Annotated in this window: 16 protein-coding genes; 9 read left to right on the top strand and 7 right to left on the bottom strand. The window is 45.6% G+C overall.

Translation table 11 applies throughout. From position 1 onward, the window contains the following. The first annotated feature begins 69 nt into the window (after nucleotides 1–69). Entirely contained in the window at nucleotides 70–1305 is a 1236-nt protein-coding gene (locus GWP40_RS05210; protein WP_212566336.1) for a dicarboxylate/amino acid:cation symporter, read from the top strand. Between the two features lie 27 nt (nucleotides 1306–1332). Further along, complete coding sequence (locus tag GWP40_RS05215; protein WP_212566337.1) at nucleotides 1333–2700, top strand: CCA tRNA nucleotidyltransferase; 1368 nt, start codon at nucleotides 1333–1335, stop codon at nucleotides 2698–2700. Between the two features lie 46 nt (nucleotides 2701–2746). On the opposite strand, the gene GWP40_RS05220 is transcribed toward GWP40_RS05215, so the two are convergent. The 4 genes from GWP40_RS05220 to GWP40_RS05235 all read right to left on the bottom strand — a co-directional run bounded on the left by GWP40_RS05220 (nucleotide 2747) and on the right by GWP40_RS05235 (nucleotide 7667). Next, nucleotides 2747–3682 carry an NYN domain-containing protein gene (locus GWP40_RS05220; protein ID WP_212566338.1) on the bottom strand — a complete coding sequence of 312 codons (936 nt, stop codon included), beginning with the start codon at nucleotides 3680–3682 and terminating at the stop codon, nucleotides 2747–2749. A gap of 108 nt (nucleotides 3683–3790) precedes the next feature. After that, nucleotides 3791–5089 carry an NCS2 family permease gene (locus GWP40_RS05225; RefSeq protein WP_212566339.1) on the bottom strand — a complete coding sequence of 433 codons (1299 nt, stop codon included), beginning with the start codon at nucleotides 5087–5089 and terminating at the stop codon, nucleotides 3791–3793. A gap of 169 nt (nucleotides 5090–5258) precedes the next feature. Next, nucleotides 5259–6761, bottom strand: a complete 1503-nt coding sequence (locus GWP40_RS05230) for a histidine kinase N-terminal 7TM domain-containing diguanylate cyclase (RefSeq protein ID WP_230974623.1) — start codon at nucleotides 6759–6761, stop codon at nucleotides 5259–5261. Nucleotides 6762–6896: 135 nt separating this feature from the next. Beyond that, nucleotides 6897–7667, bottom strand: a complete 771-nt coding sequence (locus GWP40_RS05235; protein ID WP_230974624.1) for a hypothetical protein — start codon at nucleotides 7665–7667, stop codon at nucleotides 6897–6899. A 271-nt stretch (nucleotides 7668–7938) separates the two neighbouring features. Here GWP40_RS05235 and grpE point away from each other — a divergent pair, with 271 nt between their 5' ends. The 5 genes from grpE to GWP40_RS05260 all read left to right on the top strand — a co-directional run bounded on the left by grpE (nucleotide 7939) and on the right by GWP40_RS05260 (nucleotide 14089). Beyond that, the gene (gene grpE, locus GWP40_RS05240) at nucleotides 7939–8673 is read left to right on the top strand and encodes a nucleotide exchange factor GrpE (protein WP_212566342.1); all 735 of its coding nucleotides are present in this window, start codon (nucleotides 7939–7941) and stop codon (nucleotides 8671–8673) included. A 95-nt stretch (nucleotides 8674–8768) separates the two neighbouring features. Further along, a complete protein-coding gene (gene dnaK / locus GWP40_RS05245) occupies nucleotides 8769–10691 on the top strand; it encodes a molecular chaperone DnaK (protein WP_212566343.1) in 1923 nt (640 codons plus the stop codon). 338 nt (nucleotides 10692–11029) lie between these two features. Next, entirely contained in the window at nucleotides 11030–12178 is a 1149-nt protein-coding gene (gene dnaJ, locus GWP40_RS05250) for a molecular chaperone DnaJ (RefSeq protein ID WP_212566344.1), read from the top strand. A 17-nt stretch (nucleotides 12179–12195) separates the two neighbouring features. Continuing rightward, on the top strand, nucleotides 12196–13551 hold the full coding sequence (locus tag GWP40_RS05255; protein ID WP_212566345.1) for a hypothetical protein: 1356 nt from the start codon (nucleotides 12196–12198) through the stop codon (nucleotides 13549–13551). Between the two features lie 37 nt (nucleotides 13552–13588). Continuing rightward, on the top strand, nucleotides 13589–14089 hold the full coding sequence (locus tag GWP40_RS05260; protein ID WP_212566346.1) for a methylated-DNA--[protein]-cysteine S-methyltransferase: 501 nt from the start codon (nucleotides 13589–13591) through the stop codon (nucleotides 14087–14089). Nucleotides 14090–14144: 55 nt separating this feature from the next. Here GWP40_RS05260 and GWP40_RS05265 read toward each other — a convergent pair whose 3' ends face one another. From GWP40_RS05265 to GWP40_RS05275, 3 genes are all read right to left on the bottom strand, one after another. After that, complete coding sequence (locus tag GWP40_RS05265) at nucleotides 14145–14771, bottom strand: diacylglycerol/polyprenol kinase family protein (protein WP_212566347.1); 627 nt, start codon at nucleotides 14769–14771, stop codon at nucleotides 14145–14147. 24 nt (nucleotides 14772–14795) lie between these two features. Next, on the bottom strand, nucleotides 14796–16145 hold the full coding sequence (gene mgtE / locus GWP40_RS05270; RefSeq protein WP_212566348.1) for a magnesium transporter: 1350 nt from the start codon (nucleotides 16143–16145) through the stop codon (nucleotides 14796–14798). A 369-nt stretch (nucleotides 16146–16514) separates the two neighbouring features. Beyond that, complete coding sequence (locus tag GWP40_RS05275) at nucleotides 16515–17354, bottom strand: leucine-rich repeat protein (RefSeq protein WP_212566349.1); 840 nt, start codon at nucleotides 17352–17354, stop codon at nucleotides 16515–16517. Between the two features lie 150 nt (nucleotides 17355–17504). Between GWP40_RS05275 and GWP40_RS05280 the strand changes: the two genes are divergently transcribed. Both GWP40_RS05280 and GWP40_RS05285 read left to right on the top strand, forming a co-directional pair. Continuing rightward, nucleotides 17505–18731, top strand: coding sequence for an exo-beta-N-acetylmuramidase NamZ family protein (locus tag GWP40_RS05280; protein ID WP_230974625.1), 1227 nt, complete (start codon nucleotides 17505–17507; stop codon nucleotides 18729–18731). Between the two features lie 108 nt (nucleotides 18732–18839). After that, nucleotides 18840–20330, top strand: coding sequence for a hypothetical protein (locus GWP40_RS05285; protein ID WP_212566351.1), 1491 nt, complete (start codon nucleotides 18840–18842; stop codon nucleotides 20328–20330). The last annotated feature ends 7 nt before the right edge of the window (nucleotides 20331–20337 follow it).

Here is a 20337-nt window from a genome sequence, read left to right on the forward strand (position 1 = left end):
TTACCGGTAAGGATTATAACTTCGACTCTGAGTTGACGCAGTACAATCTTTGGGTTACACTCAATCGCTATGAAAATTTGGTTGAAATATTTTATCGGCATTGTGCTGGGGATAATCTTTGCTCTTGTTGCCGGTGCTGAAAATACGCTGTTTGTACAAGCTGTAGAATTTTTATCAAATGCGGCAATACAGTTCGGAAGGTACGCTCTCTATCCGGCAGTATTTTTCGGATTTACACTCAGTATCTTTGAATTACGCGAAAATAGAAGTTTGCTTAAAGTTGCGATTGTTACAATTCTCATTATCTGCGGCGCCGCATTATTATTGTCTTGCATCGGATTAATATCCGTACTTATTCATACACCGGCTCGTATACCTATTTTTGTAGAAGGCATATCCGATGTACAAGTTCTCGGCGTTAAAGAATCGCTTTTACAATTACTTCCTTCCAGCTCGTTCGAAGCGCTGGTAAACGGAACCTATATTCTACCGCTTTGTATTTTCGGCGGATTTGCCGGAGCCGGTTGTGCAGTTGACAGAAATATTGCGAAGCCAACCATAACGCTCATTGATTCTTTGGCGCGGATATCTTATGCGGTACTGGTCTTTTTTGTAGATATGCTGGTATTCGGTATGGTGGCTGTTTCCTCTTATTGGGTGATTAAATTTCACGAAATGCTGTTGACTGCGGTTTTTGCCGATTTTGCAATTCTGCTTATTGTCGATCTGTTGATCATCGCCCTCATTATTTATCCCGCATTATTAAAGATTTTTTGCCGTGATATAAATCCGTATCGGGTTCTCTATGCCAGCCTCGCCCCCATGATGGCAGCCTTTTTTTCACAGGATACCCATGTTGCGCTCAGCGTATTGCTGCGTCACTCCAACGAAAGTCTCGGCGTGCGTCGACGTATTTCCTCCGTTGCCCTTCCTGTTTTCTCTATTTTCGGAAGAGCGGGTTCGGCTTTAGTCATTACCGTCAGTTTTGTTGTGATTTTAAAATCTTATTCGATTAATGTATTTAGGATAGCTTTTAGCGATATATTTTGGCTGGTGGGATATGCCTCTCTCTTCTCGTGCTTGCTTGGACGGTTCCCCATCGGAGGAACGTATATTGCGCTTACCTCATTGTGCATGTTTTATGGACGCGGCTTTGAGTCGGGGTATCTGATTCTGCGTCCGGCAGCCTTTTTTATCAGCTCCGTTGCGGCAGCAATTAATGCATTAACCGCGATAACGGGAACCTATATCACAGCGTACCGATTCAACATGACCGGCAGAAAAGATTTACGATTCTTTATTTAACTGAAGCTGATATTAAAGTGTAAAATTATGGAGCAAAAATTTCCCGTTCCGCCTCTACTTAAAGAAATAAGCGGATATTTCCATGAAGCGGGTTTTTCCGCATATCTCGTCGGCGGAGCTGTCCGCGATTTTTTCTTAAAGAAAAGGGCAAGCGATTGGGATATTGCAACCGATGCGCCGCCGCAAGAAGTAACGCGTTTATTTCGGCGAACTATTCCCACCGGCATAGAACACGGTACCGTTACCATCATCTATAAAAACAAGCATATCGAATGTACAACCTTCCGTACCGAAGCGGATTACACCGACGGGCGGCACCCCGCTGCCGTTTCATATACTGCGACTATAGAAGCCGACCTTGCGCGCCGCGACTTTACGATGAATGCCATTGCGGTTTCTCTTCCTGACGGAGAAATCGTTGATCCCTTTAACGGCAGAGCCGATATCCATACAGGACGAATCCGAACAGTCGGGAATCCGCTCGACCGATTTTTGGAGGATGGATTGCGCCCCGTCCGCGCCGTCCGGTTTGCAGCGCAGCTCGGCTTTACCATTGATACGGGAACACTACAGGCAATCCCGCAGGCGCTGCATATCACCCAAAAGATTTCGATTGAACGATTCCGCGAAGAATTTACAAAAATGCTCAGCTGTCAAACCCCGCTTACCGGCTTGCGGCTAATGGAAAGCACAGGGCTGCTGAATCTCTTTATTCCGGAACTGATGGAATGCCGCGGCATCGGGCAGGGAAGCTATCATCACTTTGATGTACTCGACCATAGCTTTCTGGTGTGCAATGCCTGCCCAGCAGGAATGGAACACATCCATATTCGGCTCGCGGGGCTTTTCCACGATATCGGGAAGCCCGCTGCCCGCAAGGAAGCGGCGGACGGCAGCTGCACCTTTTACCGCCACGAAGCTATTTCCGAAAAAATGACTCGCAGTATTATGCGGCGGCTAAAATACTCCAATGCAGAAATAGAAAAAACCGCTCATTTAGTTGCGGAACACATGTTTCATTATGATTCTTCATGGACTGATGCCGCCGTCCGCCGTTTTATCGTCCGCGTTGGGAAAGAAAATATCGACGATTTATTTGCGCTAAGGAAAGCGGATGTTTTCGGACTCACCGGCACGTATGCTGAGCCGCACTTTCTTGCAGAATTTACGGCACGCATTGATGCTATCCTCAAAGAGGACGGAGCTTACAGCCTGAAAGATTTAGCGGTTAACGGAAAAGATTTAATGGCAATCGGTATTCCTGCGGGGAAATACCTCGGTCTTGTGTTGCATGACCTTTTAGAAACCGTGCTAGACGACCCTGCACAAAATACCAAAGAGACGCTCTTACTTATTGCCTCTGCGCTTTATGAGCGGATACAACGGTTCCAATAGGTGATGACGTCCCCTTATCCTTCCATTGAATGTTAATTAAACACGTCTATCGGAGCTCCACATCCGTTGCTTTGCCGTTTCTTTCGGCAAAATTTTCTCCGGCTGCATTCGGTTCCTTAAACACCTTGAACCGCACCTGCATTCCTTCCATAATTTTCTTACGTCGAGAAGATTTCGTAAGGTTCGTAAGACCGAAGTAGAAATCGCCGCGGTCGGTAGTTTCGATGATTCCCCAGTTTCCCTTAAAGCGCTTAATGGTACCGCTCAGCGTATCGCTTTTTTGCCGTTCCGTTGCTTTAATCCAATGGTTGGGCGGAACCAGTTTATCGGTTGTCATTTCATATTGATCGGGAAAGGCTTCAAGAATTTCGCGTAAGGTATTATGGTTATACGATCGGGGATCAAATTCCGGCATACTCCGCCTGATGGATTTCCCCAAGTCGGAAAGGCTAACCCATCCGTCTTCCGTCATTCGTGAGTTTTTATAGGCATGGTTCAGCAATTTCTCCAGAGAATCGAAGGGGGAGTCTTGACTTTCCTCTTCAGGGGTTGCAGCGCTATCGAGATTTTCCAGATATTTAAATTCATTGCAGGCATTTACCCAAAGAGCCTTAGCATTTTGTTTTCCGATACCAAGTACATAAAGTCCGTATTCTCGCAATTTAAGGGCAAGACTGTAGTAATCCGAATCCGTCGAAACGATGCAAACAGCGTTAATGCTCTTATTGGTATTAGCCAACTCGATAGCATCCATAATAATGGTATTATCGGTTGCATTCGGACCGTTGCGGAACTGCTGTACGGGGCGAATGGGTATCTTCTCCAGCCAATTTTTCCACCCGTTCATATTCGGCGTTGTCCAGTCGCCGTATAAACGCTTTATCAGTAATTCACCTTCTTTAGAAACTTCGGTAATGATAGCTTCCAAAAAACTCGGCGGGATATTATCACCGTCGATCAGTAATACATATTTTCTATCCATGGCGACTATTGTATCCTTATTTATATCTTTTGCAAGCAGGAAAAAGGCATAAAAAAGGGCATTCATACCTTGTATAAATGCCCGAAATTCTTTTAGCTAAGAAATAATTTAATTGAAAATAATCCTCAAGAGGAAGATAATGAACAAAACCCATGTAATAATCGGGATTTGCTTAAATTTACCGGTTGCTGCCTTCAAAATAACGTATGACATGATACCGTAAACGATACCTTCGGCAACGCTGTAGGCAAACGGCATCATAACGATTGTTAAGAATGCAGGAATACCTTCCGTAGGATCTTTGAAATCGATTTCGGCTGCGGCACTTAGCATCAAGAAGCCGACGATGATGAGCGCCGGTGCGGTAGCTGCTGACGGGATTAATAAGAAAAGCGGTGAGAAAATCAAAGCAATTAAGAAGAACACACCGGTTGTCAACGCTGTTAAACCGGTTCGTCCGCCGGCTGCTACGCCCGAAGTGCTTTCAACAAAGCTGGTAACCGTAGAGGTTCCCAGCATGGCACCGAAAACCGTACCGATAGCATCGGATAATAACGCTTGCTTTACTCGCGGGATGTTCCCGTTTTTGTCGACAAGCCCTGCGCTGTTGGTAACACCGACTAAGGTACCGACCGTATCAAAAATATCAACAAAAAGGAAGGAGAAAAATACTGTAAAGAACTGGAAGCTGAATATATTGCTAAAGTCAAAATTCCAGAAAATCGGAGCTGCCGGTAAGCTTACGATTGACCAATTTTCCCAGCCGCCAAACGGTACGGTAACACCTATCGGAATGCCGATTACGGTCGTAATCAAAATTCCAAGAAGAATTGAACCCGGAACACGCAAAACATACAAAACTGCGGTAATAACCAAGCCGATAATTCCTAATAGGGCGGGCCCCGAAGTAACGTTGCCGAGACCGACTAATGTCGCAGGGTTATCAACGATAATTTCCGCATTTTTCATACCGATTAAGGTGATGAAAAGACCGATACCTGCTGCGACCGCTTTTTTCAGATTGAAGGGGATTGATTCGACAATCGCTTCCCGTACATTGAAAAAAGACAGCAGAATAAACAGCAAGCCTTCGAAGAATACTGCCGTTAATGCCGTAGCGGGCGAATACTTCATTCCGATAACGACGGTATACGTGAAGAAAGCATTTAACCCCATACCGGGCGCAAGCGCAACAGGGAGATTGGCAAGAAATGCCATCATCAAAGTTGCAATTGCCGCAGATAATGCGGTAGCCGTAAACACACTGCCGGCATTTAAGCCTGCGTCACTTAAAATGAGCGGGTTAACGGCAAGGATATACGCCATTGCAAGGAATGTGGTCAAGCCTGCAATGATTTCGGTACGCACATTCGTTTTGTGCGCTTGAAGCTGAAAGAGTTTTTCCATAAAGTAGCCTCCTTTTAGAATAAATGAGTACCAATCAGCGTTATTATCAGTGTAGCACGAAATGTTTGTTTCCGCAAGAAAATTTTTTTGTTTCCTTACTTTTTTTTAGGTGTTCTTATTTAATTTTAGGGTATGCCTTAGGATCGGTACCGGCCAACGATGCCATAAGCTAAGAAGACATCGCCTGCTGAATCTCTGCAAGCTGTTGTTTGCGTTTTTGCTTATGCGCATACATAGCGCTATCCGCTTGTGTAAAGTGCTGCATTAAGTCAGTATGATTGTTTTTTATCATCGAAGAACCCACTGAAATGGAAACCGCCCAAGATTTTTTTTGCTTTGTGCATAATGTTTCTATTTTTTTTATGATGGTTGTCGCATCAGTTCCGGTACAATGCGGTATAAAGGCAACAAATTCGTCCCCGCCTATGCGAAACAGCGTATTCGGCGTATTTATCGCTTGTTTGAGTATTGCAGCGCATGTTTGAATATAATCGTCGCCAGCGTTGTGTCCGAATGTGTCGTTGACCTTTTTAAGGTCGTCTATATCGGCGACAAGCAAAAGACAAGGCTTTACAGAATTTTGTACGATTGTTTCTTTCCGCAACTCAAAGCAGCTTCGGTTTAAACATCCACAAAGTGCATCGGTAAATGCATTTTGTTCAATTTTTTGTATAAGTTCACCTAACATACCGGCATCATACATAATAATGGTTGTTCCGACACTTTTATCGTTTTGAGGGTTTACAACTATCTTTTTATGACAAAGGAACACTTTTCCCGTTGCCCTGTGCTGTATGTACAGAGCATACTCGGTTTGCTCTCGAGACTGAATAGGTACAAAAAAACGGCTGCAAAACATATCGTCATACAGCGAATACCGTTGAATGGGGATGTTTGCTTTAGTAAAAAATTGCATAGCAGCGGTATTTGCTTTAAGTAATTCGTTTTTTGTATTAAAGATGAGCACCGGTTGACTAAAACCTTGAAAGAAGTCCTTTCTGCCAAGATAGAGTCCTTTTTGATCCATATCCCGAGAGGTTAAGAAATACAAAACATTAATACTGAACAAATGAGCGAATAGCGAAAGAAGCATTATCGGTTTCGTTTGACCAATAAACGTACCGATGATATTTATTACGGTAAAAATACAGACTGTAACCGTTATAGCGATAACTTCCTTGCGGTTTTTTACTTGAGGCGAAAACAGTCTGATAAAAAATAACATACACGACAGGGTGATTAACGCATAGCTGTACAAAACATGTATGTAGAACCAGTGGCCGTAAATAAACGGCTGAATACCAATATCGAATATTTCTGCTTCCGGATTTATACTAATAAAAAAGGAGTGCCGATTTGCCGTAATGCTTAATATACAGGTTATACAGGGAATAACCGCGATTAATCTACGATATAAAAGCGGAAAATTCGGTATACAGTAAGATTGGGCATAGTAAAATAAAAACAACGCTGAAAATGCGATACACGTATAGATGGAACGAGTCATAATAAAACTTAACTGAAGCTCGTGCGTTTGTATCAAAAAAAAGCGTATTAAATTCCAAAAACCGATCATAGCGGCTAAGTAAGCGATGGACTTAAAAACAGGATTCCAGTTGCTTTTTTTTAATGAAGCTACCGCTATAATAAAGGCGGATGCCGCGTTAAGCATGCAAAAGGAATCAAAGACATCCGTTATATTTATATTCATAATAGGTAGGATTATAAGGGTGATTTTTTACATTGTCAATCTTTTATTTTTTATATGGGAGTCTCTAAAAACCTAACCGAGTTTTTTAGAGGTTCCCTATTGCCACAGATAAAATTGGTGAATAGCTTTGAGAAAGAATAGCCCCGCTGTTAACAGCGCTCCGATACCCAATAGGGTGAAAAACCATGAGCCGGTATACAACAAGAGCGTATATGCGATTAACATTACTAACAGCCAAATCGCGGCCTTCCGATACTCGGTAATACTGCGGTAGATGCCGACCATTAAAAACGATGCTACAGCCAATCCGCAAACAATCCCGTTAAAGGAATAAAGGAGATAGCGATAAGAGCGGGAAAACGAGAAGAACGAAACCGTATGAATGGTATCGATTGGGATAACATGAGACAATGCGAAGGCAGTAAAACACAACAAGAAAATAATGGACCCCGTTTCTCGCGTAAAAGTTTTATGGGCAAAGAGGCTTGATGTTAAAAGCGCTAAACAGGCTCCGAACCGGAAAAAGAAAATAATCCGTGCAACGGGAGCCATAAAAACAACCAATAACGGATATTGCACTTGCAACGGAAAAAGCAGTTGTAATGCTTCAAAAGACAGTGCAAAAATAAACAAACTAAAAAACGAAATTTCCAGTGCATGGGTTTTTTCAAAAAGGAAAAAAATGCAAATAAGCAGTACCAACGCTATCAGAGGGAGCGCGGTAATGCCGGCCAAGACTGCATAATTATTATAGGCAAAAAATGGAAAACTTAATAACCGAAAGGTACTTTCAGGCGCTGTCGGCAGTTCTGCGAGCAAATTGTGTGTAACAATAGCAATACAGCAACTTATACTTCCAACTACCATGAGCGCAGCAATACAGATACTGAAAATTAAGATTCTATTACGTCCGGCTATTGTCATACGTGACAGTATAGTTTGAAACCCGCGTCTCTGTCAAATATCCGTGGTATCTCTAAAAGCTAACCGAGTTTTTTGCAGATACATGGATAACACTTTAGTTTATTTTTTCTTGACCATTTGTAATTCCGTTAGTATTTTCTATTTGTCAAATGAGAAACACAGACGGCGGTTCAGCTAATAGGCAGATAAAGCGTCGGATATTTTGAGGAAGGGAATGACAAAAAAACACGGAAAAAAGCATGAGCAGGAGTGCGAAGCGCAGCCGGCAGAGCAGAACGGTATGAACACGGACTCCGAAGCCGGTAAAAAAGCTGCGGCAGCGGATACGCACGGTAGCGGTACGGAAAATACCGGGCGTAATGTAGCGTCTGAGCAGCAGACCGGCAATCAAGAGCATGGCAACACGGCTTCTGGACAAACTGCTTCGGACACGGAAGCATCAAAGGAAGCTAAACCGGAACTGTCCGATGCCGAAAAGCTCGCATCTTTGGAAGCAAAATGCAAGGAATTGCAGGATCAATATCTGCGCAAAGCGGCGGATTTCGATAACTACCGCAAGCGCATGATAAAAGAGAAACAGGAGGCAATCGATTACGCAAACACGAATTTGATTTCCGACCTCTTGCAGATATTGGATGACTTTGACCGTGCAATCGAAGCGGGTAAAAAGGCCGGAGAAGAGAGCGCTGCTGCCTTTATGCAGGGTGTTGTAATGATCCGGAACGGCTTATCTTCGCTACTTGAGTCAAAGTACGGATTGCAGTATTACGAAGTACAGGGAAAGGTATTTAACCCCGACATTCACGAAGCCGTTGCAACAAATCCCTCGGCGGAGGTTACGGAACCGACTGTCGGAGCGGAACTGCAAAAAGGGTATAAATTGAAGGAACGGATTCTCCGTCCGGCAAAGGTCATGGTATTGATGCCTACACCGGCCGAGAAGAAATAAGAGGCTCTCGATCACGCTCTTTGCGCTTTTCGGAGCCGTCAATAAGACTATAAGATAGTACCCATATTGGGGTACATAAGAAGGAGTTTTTTATTATGGGAAAGATTATCGGAATTGACTTAGGAACAACCAACTCTTGTGTTGCAATTATGGAAGGTGGCGAGCCTGTCGTTATCCCAAATGCCGAAGGAGGACGTACCACACCCTCTATCGTCGCATTCAAAAAAGATGAACGGATTGTCGGTCAGCCTGCTAAAAACCAGATGATTACCAATCCCGAAGGTACCATTTATTCGGTAAAACGCTTTATCGGTCATCGGTACAGCGAATTAACCGACGAATTAAAACGTGTTCCGTATAAAATCGTACCGCAGGGTGATGATGTCCGTATCGAAGTGGATGGCAAAAAATATTCGACGCAGGAAATTTCAGCGTTTATTCTGCAGAAAATGAAGAAAACCGCAGAAGACTATTTAGGCGAACCGGTAACCGAAGCGGTTATCACCGTTCCTGCATACTTTAACGACGCACAGCGCCAAGCAACAAAGGATGCCGGTAAAATCGCAGGATTGGATGTAAAGCGGATTATCAACGAACCGACGGCGGCTTCGCTTGCATTCGGCTTTAACAAGGATTCAAAGAAAGAGAAAGTTATCGCGGTCTACGACCTTGGCGGCGGTACCTTCGATATTTCGATTTTGGAATTGGGCGACGGCGTATTCGAGGTTAAATCAACCAACGGCGATACCCACTTGGGTGGCGATGACTTTGATAACCGCATTGTTGAGTGGCTCGAAAAAGAGTTTAAGGCAGATCAGGGTATCGACCTTTCACAGGATCGTATGGCGTTACAGCGTCTCCGCGAAGCGGCAGAAAAAGCAAAGATCGAGCTTTCCAGCCGTGCAGAAACGGAAATCAACCTTCCGTTCATCACCGCCGACGCAAACGGTCCCAAGCACTTGCAGAAAACGCTGACCCGTGCAAAGTTTGAGCAGATGACCGATGACCTTTTTGAACGCACGAAAGAACCGTGCCGCAAAGCTCTAAAGGATGCAGGGCTTGAACCGAATCAGATCGATGAAATCCTGCTGGTCGGCGGTTCTACCCGTATGCCGAAGGTTGCGCAGATTATCAAAGAAATTTTCGGTAAAGAAGGTTCAAAGGGTGTAAACCCCGACGAAGCGGTTGCGGTCGGCGCTGCTATTCAGGGCGGTATTTTGGGCGGCGATGTCAAAGACGTACTGTTGCTCGATGTTACCCCGCTTTCGCTCGGTATCGAAACGATGGGCGGCGTGTTCACTCCGTTGATCAATCGTAACACTACCATTCCTACCCGCAAGAGTCAGGTATTCTCTACTGCGGCTGACGGACAGACGGCGGTTTCCATCCATGTCTTGCAGGGTGAGCGCGGTATGGCAAGCCAGAACCGGACGCTCGGCAACTTCGACTTGGTCGGTATTCCTCCGGCTCCCCGCGGCGTTCCGCAGATTGAAGTTACCTTCGACATCGACGCGAACGGTATCGTGCATGTTTCCGCAAAAGACCTTGGAACCGGTAAAGAACAGCACATCCGCATCGAAAGTTCCAGCGGCTTGAGCGAAAGCGAAATCGACCGCATGGTGAAGGAAGCGGAAGCCAACGCCGAAAACGATAAGAAAGAGCGCGAAAGAGTTGAGGTTCGCAACGAAGCAGACTCGATGATCTATCAAACCGAAAAGACCTTAAAGGAAATGGGTGATAAGGTGAACGCCGCCGACAAGCAGCGTATTGAAGATGCTGTTGCAACCTTAAAGAAGGCTGTAGAAGGCGGAGATACTGCCGACATCAAGTCCAAGACCGAAGCGCTCCAGCAGGCTGCGTACAAGATTGCAGAAGAAATGTATAAGCAGCAGGGTGCCGGGGCCGGGGCGGCGGGATCTGCCGGATCCGGTGCAACAGGTGGCGCTGACGACAGCGGACCCACCAAAGGAACCGCCGATGACGTTGACTACGAAGTCGTAAAAGACGAAGATAAATAACCCCACGGTTTTTCTTCTATGCGAAATTTTCTTGAATTTTTCTTGAAAATTTCGCATATTTTTTTTAGAATAAGGGTAAGCACAGCAAACGGATAAAAACAAATCGCAGACGGAGAGGCTAAAAATAGTCTCTCCGTTAGCCTTTTAGAAATAGGCGAGGCAGATACGAGGCATGAACAAAAATTACCCGCAGTCGTGCTTCTGCACGTCGAGGACTAATTTTTGTGAAATAACGAAGTAGATGCCCACATATTTTTAAAAGGAGAGGTTGAACAGCCTACAGGATTCTGCGGGATATACTAAAAAATCGTTTGCTGCGTTTACCCTAGGAGCTTATTTTGGCACAACGAGATTATTATGAGGTATTGGGCGTAGCAAAGACCGCTACCGCCGATGAAATAAAAAAAGCCTACCGTAAATTGGCAATTCAATATCACCCCGATAAAAACCCCGGAAATAAAGAAGCGGAAGAAAAATTTAAAGAGGCGACTGAAGCCTACGAAGTGCTTATTGACGACAAAAAACGCAGCGTCTATGACCAATACGGTTTTGACGGTGTTAAAAATATGGGCGGCGGTTTTGATCCGTCCGCATTCCAAGGTTTTGAAGACATCTTCGGCGGCGGAGGCGGGCTTTCCGACTTGTTCGAAAGCTTATTCGGCGGAGGCGGGTTCGGAGGATTCGGCGGGTTCGGTTCATCGAGCCGCGGTTCTTCACGGAGCAGCGGCCCCGCACGGGGTGCAAACCTCCGGTATGACTTGCAAATCGACTTTACCGACGCCGTATACGGCAAGAAGATTGAAATACAGTATTCACGCGACGAGCACTGTACGGAATGCAAGGGCTCGGGAAGCGCCGGCGGGGGCGGCAGAAAGATGTGCCCCGACTGTAAGGGTACCGGACAGGTACGGCAGAACACCGGCTTTTTCTCCATCGCGAGTACCTGCCGGCGATGCGGCGGCTCGGGAACTATTATTGAAAACCCGTGCAAAAAATGCGGCGGTTCCGGCTTAGAGCGGAAAAAGCAAAAAATTATCATCACCATCCCCGCCGGTGTTGAAGAAGGCAAGCGCATTACCATTCCCAAACAGGGAAATGCAGGTTCAGGCGGCGGCGATTACGGCGACCTCTACGTATTCATCTTTATTAAGCCGCATCACTTATTCGAACGGCATGGGAACGACCTGTACTGTGTAATTCCCATCTCGATGACGCAAGCCGCGCTCGGAGGAGAAATAACGGTAAAATCGCTGAACGATAAGCGCCTGACGGTAAAAATTCCCGCCGGTACGCAGCACGGCGATGCGCTCAAGGTGCGCGGAGAAGGTGTCCCCGCTGCAAGCGGCAGAACCGGCGACCTCTACCTCAAGGTCATCATAAAAATACCGACGAGGATATCTTCCGGCGGTAAGAAACTGCTCAGCGAATTTTCTGCAATGGAAGGTGAAAATACGGCGCCGGAGATGGTGCCGCTGTCTAAGTTGTAATCACTGGAGCGACTTAAATGAAAAAAATTTCAATACTGGCGGGTATTCTGTTTTGTCTGGTTTGTGCGGCAGCGTTGAATGCGGAAGAGGCGGCCGATGACTTCGGCTTTGACAGCGAGGTGGAATCGGGCAGTGCTTTTTCGATTGATATCGGCGGAAAGCTTTCCCTCGGCGGCTCGTTTTATTTTAACGATTTTAAGACTTTTAAGGATGTGCAGCCCGGTTCGCTGGTTGAGGGAAAGCTGCACGTTCACGCAACCGCGCCGATGACGGAAGCCTATTTCGGCGTTAAGCTTAACGGTAAAACCCTCGCTCCCTTGCTCGGCAAAGAGCAGGACGTTTTTCCCAAAAGCCCCCAGATTGCTCCGTGGATTGACGAAGCATATCTCAAAATGCTCTTTGGTTCGGTAGTTATTACCGGCGGCATCCAAAAGATGAACTGGGGGCGGGCGGAAGATTTGAGCGTGCTTGATATCGTCAATCCTCGCGACAAAACCGACCTTACGCTGATGTATGCCCCGCAGGAGATGAAAATTGCCCGCCCGCTCATATCCGCAGTCGTGTACCTTCCGTATGATCTCAAACTGGAAGGCGTATATTTGCCGGTATTTGAAGGGAACCGCATCGTTACCGGAAAAACCGACCGCTGGTATTCGCAGCAATTTAACCGGATTGTGCAAACCGACCCATCGTTTTTTACCCGTGCGGTTGACACAGTTAAAACGAATACCCTCGTATATTCGCAGGGCGGCGGGCGGCTTACGGCTGCCGTAGGAGGCAAGCACGACTTCGGTATTCAGTATTTTTACGGTCGGCTGCCGGAGCTTGCATTTGAAACCCTTTCCCCTACAACCTTTACCGGTCTCTATAATCCCTATCACCACATCGGTATCGACTACGGTGTCGGACTCGGCCCCGTATCGCTCAGTGCGGAATTCGCCGCAAATATCACCTCGGATTTATCGGGCAATAATCCTTCCATATATAACCCGTCGCTTGCGTGGAATATCGGTGCGGTCTATTCCGCACCCCTCGGCTTTCAACTCAGCTTAACGGCAACGGAAAACATTCGGCTTCATCATAGCAGAAGTGCTGCTCAAATCAGCGATGTGGAATACGGCAAAAAAGCAACGGATACTAAGCTCGCATTTTCCGTATCGCAAACCCTCTTGCGTAATTCCTTGGAATGGAAACTCGGCGCCATTGTCGGGCTTGAGGACGCAGACTTTTGCATTATGCCCGGTATCCATTGGCAGCTCGCAACCTTGCTTATCGACTGTAATGTCGGTATCTTCGGCGGTAAAAAGACCGGAAACTTCGGACAATTTTCCCGCAATAGCTTTATCAGACTCACTCTCGCGTATGAGTTTTAAAACAGGTTGCCTTGAAATGTGATAACCGAGGATACGTATGACATATACCCAATGGTATGATTCTCCGCTGGGGAACATTTTGCTGGCAGCAGACAGCGCAGGTTTGACCGGCGTGTGGTTCAACGGCGAAAAGTTTTTTGCTCAGTATCTTGAAGAACAGCATGAAGAAAAAGAAACCCCGTTTTTACAGCAAACAAAGCGATGGCTTGATGTCTATTTTTCCGGAAAAGAACCTGATTTTACCGTGCCGCTCCATTTTAACGGAACGGATTTCCAAAATGCAGTGTGGAATATCCTCTGTACTATTCCGTACGGGCATACAACTACCTACGGTGAAATAGCCAAGCAAATTGCCCGTCAACGAGGTCTATCCCGTATGTCTGCACATGCGGTCGGCGGTGCAGTCGGTCATAATGGCATTTCCATTATCGTACCCTGTCATCGTGTTATCGGAGCGAACGGTAACTTAACCGGCTATGCAGGCGGCCTTGATAAAAAAAGAGCATTACTGACGCTGGAGAAAGTTCTTTTTACTTAGGCAATTCTCTGTTACTTTCGAACGAACGCGGAGCAATGAAATAGCCGAAAAGAACTTATGCACGGATAAGCAAGGCAAGAAAACCGATAGCTACCGGTATTAAAAGATTGTCGTAATCTTTAAGCGGGAGCATTTCGATACATGCCCCTACAATACCGAGGACAAGGCTTTTCCCAAAATTCCCGCTGACGGCTAAGGACGAAAGGAATACAGCAGCAAAACAGGTTAAACTCCCCGCAACGGTTTTATCTTTAAAAAAAGCTAAATGAATTTTGCCGAAACGCTTCCCGATAAGGCTCGCAAGACCGTCCCCGAAAGCAAGTGCAAATATTGCAATTTTTGCCGTATGCATGGGGAAAAACAAAAGTGCGGCAAGCACTCCGGTGGCAAGTGTTAGCGGTCCCAATACGAACCGCCCTTTATCGCGTGCCCGTGATGCGTAACGAGTAATATGCGCAATGATACCGAGCTCATAGCCGCGCATACGAAAAAATTCTGAGATACAGTAGAGCAGCGTGATAGCAACAATAGCGACAATCGTAGGCGTATACCAATGTTCGGCAAATACAACGGTTAAAGCAGAAGACAGATGAATGGTTTTCCTAAACACTTCAACCAACAGTTCCTCTACGGAGGCGGTTTGAGAGAATGTACGGTATCGGAAGCGTTCAAACCATTTCATATAATCCCAATATACTATTAGTCTTTAAAACAATAAGAACTTTGCAATTCTAAAATAGACGATAAGGCTGACCGCATCTACAATCGTGGTGATGAGCGGGCCTGCCATAATTGCCGGATCCATCCGGAGTTTTTTTGCAAGAATCGGTAAAAGACCGCCGGTAAGTTTTGCAATGGTAACGGTTACAACAAGCGTTAAGCCGACACTGGCAGAAACAAGAACCGGTTTACCGTCCAAGAAAAAAGATTTTACAAAAATAGTGAACCCGAGCAGCGAGCCTACAAGAATTGCGATACGAAGTTCTTTCCATAATACTTTTGCCCAGTCTCGCAGCTGAATTTCGCCGGTAGCAAGACCGCGGATAATCAACGTTGATGACTGACTTCCCGAATTTCCGCCGGTATCCATCAGCATAGGAATAAAAGAAGTGAGTATGGTAAGCGTTGCCAACAGTTCGGTGTAGTGTTCGATAATCTTACCGGTAAAGGTTTCCGAAACCATCAAAAGCATCAGCCAGCCGATACGGTGCTTGGCAAGTTTAAAAACGCCGGTGTTTAGGTACGCATCTTCGGACGGCTGCATAGCGGCCATAATCTGGAAGTCTTCGGTAGCCTCTTGCTCCATAACATCCATCACGTCGTCAACTGTGATAATACCGATCAGTCGTTTTTCCGCATCGACAACAGGCAATGCGAGGAAAGCGTATTTCTTAAAAACTGCGATAACACTTTCTTGGTCATCGTGAGTGTTCACATAGATACATTCGCTTTCAAAAATATTTTCAATCAGTTCCTGCTCAGGCGCCAGCACCAACTCTTTTAATGAAACGATGCCCTCAAGCACCCTGTTCGCATCAGTTACATAACAGGTATAAATCGTTTCTTTTTTAAGCCCCGTCTCTCTGATGTAGTCCAACGCCTGTTTTACCGTCATCGTCTTTTTAAGGCTGACGTATTCAATCGTCATCAGGCTTCCTGCTGAATCGGGAGGATATTTGAGGAATTGATTGATGAGCTTACGCTCTTCTTCGCCGGAGTTCGCTAAAATCTTTCTGACGGCATTCGCAGGCATCTCTTCTACAAGGTCTACGACATCGTCAAACGCAAGTTCGTCCAGAATAGGACCGAGTTCTTTATCTGTAATCGATGAAATAAATGCGCTTTGCTGCTCGCTCGAAAGGAGCGCGAATACTTCGGCAGCAAGGTCTTTCGGAAGCATTCTGAAAAGAAACACCGCATTTGCCGCATTTTCTTTATCCAATATTTCCGCTACATCGACCGCATTCATCTCGGCGAGTTCTGCAATTAAAGCCACGTAGTGCCTATTGTCGAGCAGTTCTTGAATCCGCTCCATTTCCTGCGTTTTATCTTCCATAATTAGGTGCTAGTATACTTAAAACGGATGGTTTCTGCTATAGGGCTCACAGAATCAGGGTAAACATATTGGGCCTTTTTTACGACCCCCGCAGAATTATTGAGGCTGTTCAACCAGAGTTGAACCTCTTCGCGATTCAAATGGTCTCACAACCTCAATAATTCTGCGATTTTATATACTCAGCCTGATGTGTTCACCCGTCTGCTAGGAAAAATGTGCGAAATTTTGGATAAAATTTCGCACAGACGGAAGGCAACCGTTTAAAATATTTCTGGTGCGGTTGCCCTGTTTAAAGCCTGCAGTGTTGAGAGAAGCTTATAGTTTTACCCGCGTAAAAATAATTTTTCTTAAATATCGAAAAGTTTTACCTTATTCGGCAGCAAACTTATCCGCTGTAACGCCCATAACAGCTGCATTAGCTTGGTACGTTGCCAGCTGTCCTGCAGGAACCTTAATACCGCCTGCCGTTAAAGCCGTACAGCCAGCAAAGGCATCTTCGAAATACGGATCATTGTCCTTATCTTTTTCGGGATTATAATTACACTTCAGTATAATAGTTTTAAGATTTGTGCAGCCGGAAAAGCAATTCTGCATATCCGTAACATTTACAGGAATGACTGGCGCTTGAGTGAGCTTTGTACAGTCATTAAAGCAAGATCTCATGTCAGTAACATTGGCGGGAATGACCGGTGTTTGGGAGAGGTTTGTACAGTCACTAAAGCAGTAGCTCATGTCAGTAACGCTTGCGGGAATTATCGGTGTCTGTGTGAGGTTTGTACAGTCATTAAAGCAGAAACTCATGTCAGTAACGCTACCGGGTATTCCGAAAACTTGTATAAGAGTTTTGCATCCGTCAAAACAAGAAAACATATCTGTAAGTCCTTCTATTTTGTCACCGAATTTAAGCGCAACTTTTTTAGAAGGTGACGCTTTAAGAGTTTTGCCGAGAGGACTTGCTTCCATAAGTCCTCCTAAGTCTTCTTTTTTAAGCCCTGTTACTTCGATGTAGTTTACTGTGCTGGCAGAGGCTTTTGTTTTAAGATAGTCGTCTAACTGTGCAAAGGGTACCTGTGTGTAGCTTCCCGTGTTGTTGCCGGGAGCCCCCCCATTTTGAGGACACGCAGTACATAGTAACGATACAATAACGGCCAACACCGCTACCGTAATCCGGTTAAAGAACTTTCGCATTCTTATGGTATCAGTATTCATCTTTTTCTCCTGATATATGTTTCTCCCGTATTGGGGTGTTTTGTTGCTAAATATACTGCATCTCATTGAAAATTTCCATACCGGTTTAACAAAGCTTGCAGGTACTCTATAATACACTTAATGAGAAATATATTTGGGTTGCATCCCCTTATGAAAACGTATGTATGCCATTTACGCCAAGTGAAAACGGCGGCGGTATTCTTCTTTTTATTTTGTATTGTATGCCAAGAAGCTACGGCAGAGAATCGGCTGAAATTGGGAATTGAGCGATTGCCGCAGTACCGTGCTGTTTTCGCAGGGAAGCGGGTAGGGCTAATTACCAACCAAACCGGTATCGATTCCGAAGGGACTCCCTCTGCCGTGCTGTTAAGCCGGTCGGTGCAGCTTACGGCGCTTTTTTCGCCCGAACATGGCATGCAGGGCAACGAACGGGAAGGTGCGTCTATCGGACATAGCGCCGACCCGCGGACGGGACTTCCGGTATACAGCCTTTACGGAAACACCAAGAGGCCGACGCCGGAGATGCTGAAAGATATCGATATCCTCTGCTTTGATATTCAAGATGTCGGCGCTCGGTTCTATACCTATATTTCCACCATGGCGTATGCGATGGAAGAATGTGCGCGGCACAAAAAACCATTTGTCGTGTTCGACCGTCCGAACCCGATCGGCGGCGCCGTCGAGGGGAATATGCTGGAGCTTGCCTACCGTTCCTTTACGGGATATTTTCCCATTGTACAGCGGCACGGTATGACGGTCGGGGAGCTTGCCCTGCTCTTCAACACCGAATACGGCATTCACTGTGATTTAACGGTGATCCCGATGGAAGGCTGGAACAGAGAAACTTACTTTGACGAGCTGCCTTTGATATGGGTGCCGCCGTCTCCCAATATTCCGTCGCCCCTCACCGCGCTCGTATATGCGGGTGTCTGTTTATTCGAAGGAACAAACCTTTCGGTAGGGAGAGGAACAACGATGCCGTTTCAGTACCTAGGGGCTCCTTATATCGATGCATATCGGCTAGCCACTCGACTGAACCGGCTGGGCTTGGAAGGGGTGCGCTTTTTGTCCGCATTCTTTACCCCGTCGCTTTCACTCTATACGGGAAAGCTGTGCGGAGGGGTACAGATTGCCGTTACCGACCGCCGCAGTTTCGCTCCCGTTAAAACGGCTATCGCCATGTTTTACGAGCTTAAGCGCCTCTATCCTGACGAGTTTACGATAAACAATGCGGGTAAAAAATACTGCGGCTTACATTTATTAACAGGTTGTACACAGCTCACCGATCCTTCGCAAACCGCACAGGATTATTTTTCCCGCATGGAAAAAGAGGGAAAACGATTCAACGACATACGTAAAAAATATCTTCTTTATTAGGAATTAGGAAAGTCTCAATTTTTTGCGGGAGACTGCTAAAGAAGTATTTTATGCGGTTACCCTGCCATCCTCTTGCGTCGAAATTATCGGTTATGCTAGTATATAGCTATGTTTAAATATCTTAAAAGATACGTATTCGCTCTAGTATATCTACTCTTAGTAACGTTGCTTTCCGCTCAAACGGTGAGCAGTAAAAAAGATATCGCCGTTTTTAGGCTTTCTCATTCAGGATATGTCCCTTCCGAAGTTGCCGCAAGGATAGATCAACGAATTATCGGCATTGTTACTTCTTTTAAACGATTTAACGTAATCGGTATGGAGTACCGACTCAACTCAAACACTATTGCGTCCTTTATCGATCAAATTAAAAGGACGAAAGAACAGCAGTCGGAAATTTCCGAAACTGTGCTATCAGGAGAAGAGGCCTTTACCCGTGCCGATTGGGAACGGCTTACCGGTGCATTTTTGGTCTTTGCGCCCCGAATTACCGACTATGATGAAAGACTTATCTTTGAAGAAACCGAGGTTGAGGGCAAAAAAGTTATAAAAAAATACTGGATGGTTAGAATAGAAGGAGCAATATCAATCCTTGACGTTTCCGGTTCAGTAGGGGAGCGGGTTATACCGCTGTATGTCAGAAAAATCGCAAAACGGCGTTCCAATGCCGTTGACGATGCAATTTCTTCTTTACTCAGTTCGGTATATACAGCTATCAAATTTGAACCGGAATTTGCATTGACAAGCGGAATACTTGCCGTTAATCGTGAACACAATACCGTTACGATCGAGCTGGGAAAGGACATCGGTATAAATGCAGGAGATGAATACACTCTTCAAAAATCCATCTCAGTTGCCGGAAAGCAGGCGGTAAGAGAAACCGGTCTGGTAATTATTTCGGAAGTACACGATACTTTTTCGATTGCAAAAGTGATTTATGCGGACCAGCCGATTGTCGAAGGGGATGGTGTTAAAGAGCTTTTAAAATCCGGTGTTCTGCTGCAAGGGTATGCGGGTATAACCGTTCCTATTACCGGGGTAAAGACAAGAGACTTAAAGGAATATCTGCGTGTTCAGCCTACCTTCGGCATACGGGCCGCATACAAGGCAAATTTTCATCTCAGTATATCAATCGGATATGAATATGCCATACAGCAGCCGGTTGGAGGATCCGCTGCGCTTAGTGCAAAACCAATGCGGCTTATACCTTTCGGAATGGGATATTTCGGTATTGGGGTCTATAATGCCTATGTATCCCGATTTAAGATTACGCCGGAAGTACAGTTCTGTTTTTCAAGCTCCTCCGTTGCTGTGCAAACCGGCTCATCAAAACCAGGCGCTTTTGCTGTTATGGCAACGCAGCTCGGCGGGCGGGTTCTGGTATCGGCAGATTACTTTATTTCGCGGAATTGGACGATAGGCGGCAGTGTCGGATTCGGTTATATGCACAATTTATTGAGCCCTGTACAAGCAGCTGAAAAATTGAAGAACGCAAGCCTATCTCCCAGTCAGGGACTCAATAAGGTCAATGATTATGAGTGGGATATTTTATCTTCGCATATTAACTTTCATGCTTTTATAGGAATAACGGGCAGGTTCTAGACACGCA

The sequence above is a fragment of the Treponema vincentii genome (genome assembly GCF_018336815.1).
In the GTDB taxonomy this organism is placed as follows: domain Bacteria; phylum Spirochaetota; class Spirochaetia; order Treponematales; family Treponemataceae; genus Treponema.

What these genes read in the sequence shown, in the direction of transcription:
- GWP40_RS05235 (WP_230974624.1), bottom strand. Translation starts at nt 7,667, where the DNA reads ATGGTAGTTGGAAGTATAAGTTGCTGTATTGCTATTGTTACACACAAT.
- GWP40_RS05215 (WP_212566337.1), top strand. Translation starts at nt 1,333, where the DNA reads ATGGAGCAAAAATTTCCCGTTCCGCCTCTACTTAAAGAAATAAGCGGA.
- GWP40_RS05210 (WP_212566336.1), top strand. Translation starts at nt 70, where the DNA reads ATGAAAATTTGGTTGAAATATTTTATCGGCATTGTGCTGGGGATAATC.
- GWP40_RS05265 (WP_212566347.1), bottom strand. Translation starts at nt 14,771, where the DNA reads ATGAAATGGTTTGAACGCTTCCGATACCGTACATTCTCTCAAACCGCC.
- GWP40_RS05255 (WP_212566345.1), top strand. Translation starts at nt 12,196, where the DNA reads ATGAAAAAAATTTCAATACTGGCGGGTATTCTGTTTTGTCTGGTTTGT.
- mgtE (WP_212566348.1), bottom strand. Translation starts at nt 16,145, where the DNA reads ATGGAAGATAAAACGCAGGAAATGGAGCGGATTCAAGAACTGCTCGAC.
- GWP40_RS05275 (WP_212566349.1), bottom strand. Translation starts at nt 17,354, where the DNA reads ATGAATACTGATACCATAAGAATGCGAAAGTTCTTTAACCGGATTACG.
- GWP40_RS05230 (WP_230974623.1), bottom strand. Translation starts at nt 6,761, where the DNA reads ATGCTTAACGCGGCATCCGCCTTTATTATAGCGGTAGCTTCATTAAAA.
- GWP40_RS05220 (WP_212566338.1), bottom strand. Translation starts at nt 3,682, where the DNA reads ATGGATAGAAAATATGTATTACTGATCGACGGTGATAATATCCCGCCG.
- GWP40_RS05225 (WP_212566339.1), bottom strand. Translation starts at nt 5,089, where the DNA reads ATGGAAAAACTCTTTCAGCTTCAAGCGCACAAAACGAATGTGCGTACC.
- grpE (WP_212566342.1), top strand. Translation starts at nt 7,939, where the DNA reads ATGACAAAAAAACACGGAAAAAAGCATGAGCAGGAGTGCGAAGCGCAG.
- dnaK (WP_212566343.1), top strand. Translation starts at nt 8,769, where the DNA reads ATGGGAAAGATTATCGGAATTGACTTAGGAACAACCAACTCTTGTGTT.
- GWP40_RS05260 (WP_212566346.1), top strand. Translation starts at nt 13,589, where the DNA reads ATGACATATACCCAATGGTATGATTCTCCGCTGGGGAACATTTTGCTG.
- GWP40_RS05280 (WP_230974625.1), top strand. Translation starts at nt 17,505, where the DNA reads ATGAAAACGTATGTATGCCATTTACGCCAAGTGAAAACGGCGGCGGTA.
- GWP40_RS05285 (WP_212566351.1), top strand. Translation starts at nt 18,840, where the DNA reads ATGTTTAAATATCTTAAAAGATACGTATTCGCTCTAGTATATCTACTC.